General features: G+C 65.7%; 3 protein-coding genes and 1 pseudogene. 3 read left to right on the top strand and 1 reads right to left on the bottom strand.

From position 1 onward, the window contains the following. The 3 genes from A5652_RS13440 to A5652_RS13430 all read left to right on the top strand — a co-directional run. The coding region (locus tag A5652_RS13440) for an NAD-glutamate dehydrogenase domain-containing protein (RefSeq protein WP_197513950.1) at positions 1-2,420 on the top strand (2,420 nt) is incomplete at its 5' end. Continuing rightward, entirely contained in the window at positions 2,417-2,830 is a 414-nt protein-coding gene (locus tag A5652_RS13435; RefSeq protein WP_067351736.1) for a thioesterase family protein, read from the top strand. The genes A5652_RS13440 and A5652_RS13435, both read left to right, overlap by 4 nt. Beyond that, positions 2,818-3,489, top strand: coding sequence for a hypothetical protein (locus A5652_RS13430; RefSeq protein ID WP_067351733.1), 672 nt, complete (start codon positions 2,818-2,820; stop codon positions 3,487-3,489). The genes A5652_RS13435 and A5652_RS13430 overlap by 13 nt, the downstream gene beginning before the upstream one ends. Positions 3,490-3,568: 79 nt before the next feature. Here A5652_RS13430 and A5652_RS13425 read toward each other — a convergent pair. Further along, positions 3,569-3,955 (bottom strand): annotated as a pseudogene (locus A5652_RS13425) (pyridine nucleotide-disulfide oxidoreductase); the annotation flags it as partial.

Below are 3,955 nucleotides of genomic sequence, written 5' to 3'. Positions count from 1 at the left end.
GAGACGACTTTCGCACCGAGATCCTCGGCCTGGTCAAGGCGCAAGCGGTCAAGAACGCCGTCATCGTGCCGGTGGGCGCCAAGGGCGGATTCGTCCTCAAGCGGCCCCCGCTGCCCACCGGCGATGCCGCCGCGGACCGCGACGCCAGCCGCGCCGAAGGTGTCGCCTGCTACCAACTGTTCATCTCCGGCCTGCTCGATGTCACCGACAACGTCGACCACGCGACCGGGAAGGTCAGCCCGCCAGCGGAAGTCATCCGGCGCGACGGCGACGACGCATACCTGGTGGTGGCGGCGGACAAAGGCACCGCCACCTTCTCCGACATCGCCAACGACGTCGCGAAGTCGTACGGATTCTGGCTGGGTGACGCGTTCGCATCCGGCGGGTCGGTCGGCTATGACCACAAGGCGATGGGTATCACCGCCAAAGGCGCCTGGGAGGCTGTCAAACGGCACTTCCGGGAGATGGACGTCGACACGCAAACCGAGGACTTCACCGTGGTGGGGATCGGCGACATGAGCGGCGACGTCTTCGGCAACGGCATGCTGCTGAGCAAGCACATCAGGCTGCTCGCCGCCTTCGACCACCGGCACATCTTCCTAGACCCCGACCCCGACGCCGCGCGTTCGTGGGAGGAACGCCGACGGATGTTCGACCTGCCGCGGTCCAGCTGGGAGGATTACGACACGTCGCTGATCAGCGAGGGCGGCGGCGTGTACAGCCGTGAGCACAAGGCGATTTCGGTCAGCCCGCAGGTCCGCGCTGCATTGGGCATCGAGGGGTTACAGGAGGGGGCCACCGAGATGACCCCGCCCAATCTGATCAAGGCGATTCTGCAGGCGCCGGTGGATCTGTTGTTCAACGGTGGCATCGGCACCTACATCAAGGCGGAGCCCGAATCCGACGCCGACGTCGGTGACCGCGCCAACGATCCGGTGCGGGTCAACGGAAGCCAGGTGCGCGCCAAGGTGATTGGCGAAGGGGGCAATCTGGGGGTCACCGCGCTGGGTCGCGTCGAGTTCGACCTGGCGGGTGGCCGGATCAACACCGACGCCATGGACAATTCGGCCGGAGTGGACTGTTCGGACCACGAGGTCAACATCAAAATCCTGATCGACTCCCTGGTGACCGCAGGCAAGGTCAAGCCCGAGGAGCGAAAACCGCTGCTGGAGTCGATGACCGACGAGGTCGCGCAGCTGGTGCTCGCCGACAACGACGACCAGAACGACCTGATCGGCACCAGCCGAGCGAACGCGGCGAGCCTACTGCCCGTGCACGCCAGGATGATTCAGTACCTGGTCGACGAGCGCGGCATCCACCGCGACCTGGAAGCGCTGCCCTCGGAAAAGGAGATCGCGCGGCGTGCCGAGGCCGGCATCGGGCTGACGTCACCGGAGATGTGCACCCTGATGGCCCACGTGAAGCTGGGGCTCAAGGAGGAAATGCTCCAGACCGAGCTGACCGAGCAGGACGTGTTCGCCTCCCGACTGCCCATGTACTTCCCGAAACCCCTGCGGGAGCGGTTCACTCCGGAGATCCGTACGCATCAGCTGCGCCGCGAGATCGTCACCACCATGCTGATCAACGATCTGGTGGACGCCGCCGGGATCAGCTACGCCTTCCGGATCGTCGAAGACGTCGGCGTCGGGTCGGTCGACGCGGTGCGCACCTACGTCGCCACCGATGCCATCTTCGGGGTGGGAGTGACATGGCGGCGCATCCGCGCGGCGAATCTGCCTGTCGCACTGTCGGATCGGCTCACGCTGGACACCCGGCGGCTGATCGATCGCGCCGGGCGCTGGCTGCTCAACTACCGTCCGCAGCCGCTGGCGGTCGGCGCCGAGATCAATCGGTTCGCCGCGAAGGTCCAGGCGCTGACGCCCCGCATGTCGGAGTGGCTGCGCGGTGACGACAAGGCCATCGTCGAAAAGGAAGCCGCGGAATTCATCTCCCAGGGCGCCCCCGAAGACCTCGCCTATTCGGTGGCGGCCGGGCTCTACCGTTTCAGCCTGCTCGACATCATCGACATCGGCGACATCAGTGACATCGACGCCGCCGAGGTCGCCGACACCTATTTCGCGCTGATGGACCGGCTCGGCACCGACGGGCTCTTGACGGCGGTCTCCGAACTACCCCGACGGGACCGCTGGCATTCCCTGGCGCGCTTGGCGATTCGTGATGACATCTATGCTTCGCTGCGATCGCTGTGCTTCGATGTGCTCGCGGTGGGGGAGCCGGACGAAAGCGGTGAAGAGAAGATCGCCGAGTGGGAACACCTGAGTGCCTCCAGAGTCGAGAGGGCCCGGCGAACGCTGATCGAGATCCAGGAAAGCGGGAACAGGGATCTCGCGACGCTGTCCGTCGCCGCGCGTCAAATCCGTCGCATGACCCGCACCAGTGGAAGAGGATCCTCAAGTTGAGCGTCGGCTTCGTCGCGCCCGTGCCAGTCCGCTGGTCGGACATCGACATGTATCAGCACATCAACCACGCCACGATGGTCACGATCCTCGAGGAGGCGCGCGTCCAGTTCCTGCGCGAAGCGTTCGAAGTCGATATCTTGACCATTGGATTGCTCATCGCCGAGGTCAAGGTGACCTACAAAGGCCAGCTGCGGCTGGTGGATTCGCCGCTGCAGGTGACCATGTGGACCAAGCGGTTGCGGGCGGTCGACTTCACGCTGGGCTACGAGGTGCGGTCGGCCGGCGCGGCTCCGGAGTCGAAGCCCGCGGTCATCGCAGAGTCGCAGCTGGCCGCCGTGCATATCGAGGAGGAGCGGCTGGTACGCCTCTCGCCACAACATCGGGAGTATCTACAACGGTGGATCAGGTAGCCGACCGAGGACTATGGCTGGGTGCCGACTGCCGGGACGCCCACCGCGCGGACCTCGCCGCGTTCGTCGACCGCGCGCTGCGGCTCGATGACGCCGCGATCATCCGATTCCGAACCCGATCCCCGGGGCTGCTGACAGCCTGGGTAGCAACGGGTTTCGACGTGCTGGCTAGCAGGGTGGTGGTCGGTGAGGCGCGGCCCGGCGATCTGTCGGTAGGCGCGGACGCGCTGGCGCGCGGTCTTCCCGCGATGGACGCCTCGGGTTACGTCGATCCCGGCTTCGCGATGGATTCGGCGTGGCGCGGTGCGTTGCCGCCGGAATCCGGCTTCACTCACCTCGAGGACATACCGGCCCGGGTGATGCTGGATCTGGCGCAACGCGGTGCCCAACTTGCCAAGCAGCACAGCAGTTCTCATGGCCCGCCGGTCTCGCTGCTCGATCAGGAGGTCATTCAGGTCCGCTCGGCCGACGTGCAGGTCGGCCTACCCATGCGCTGCGTGTTCGCCTTGACCGCGATGGGTTTTCTGCCGCAGTCACCCGATGCCGTCGCCGCCGACGAATTGATCCGGGTCCGGATATTGCCGACGTGGTTGCGTCTGGATGCCCGGTTCGGTTCGGTGTATCGCCGGCGTGGCGATCCCGCGCTGCTGCTGGGCTGACTCGGCCGGGCGTGGGCGATTCCTCAAACGGATCAGGGTGAGTTTAAAAGCCATCGAGGGCCGGTTTCGCTCGCGGAGATCAGGGGCCGTAGAGCAGCCACAGCGGCAGAACGGCGTCGAGATGGTCCATGAATTTCTTCAGGCCCACCCGAAACTGCCCATACCCGTAGGGGTCTTCGGCATACTGGGGGAACGCGATGCCCACCCCGAAAAGCCCGGGGGCCAGTATTCCGTTGATGCGGTTGTAGTCCAACTGCCCCCACTGCGGCGTCTCGGGCAACTTCCTGCGCTCGAAACCGACGGTGTAGACCACGCGGTCACACTGCGCAAGTTTTTCGTCGAATTCCGGGCTCGATACCCAGCACCGCTCGAGGCGGTCGGGAAGCACCCCGTCGATGTTCTCGCGCGCCCAGGCGGCCGCCTGGCCCTTCAGTCCGGTGTCGTCGAACAGGATCCAATCGTCCAG

Source organism: Mycobacterium sp. 1165178.9 (assembly GCF_001673555.1).
In the GTDB taxonomy this organism is placed as follows: Bacteria; Actinomycetota; Actinomycetes; order Mycobacteriales; family Mycobacteriaceae; genus Mycobacterium.
This window is presented reverse-complemented; position numbering and strand designations above follow the sequence as displayed.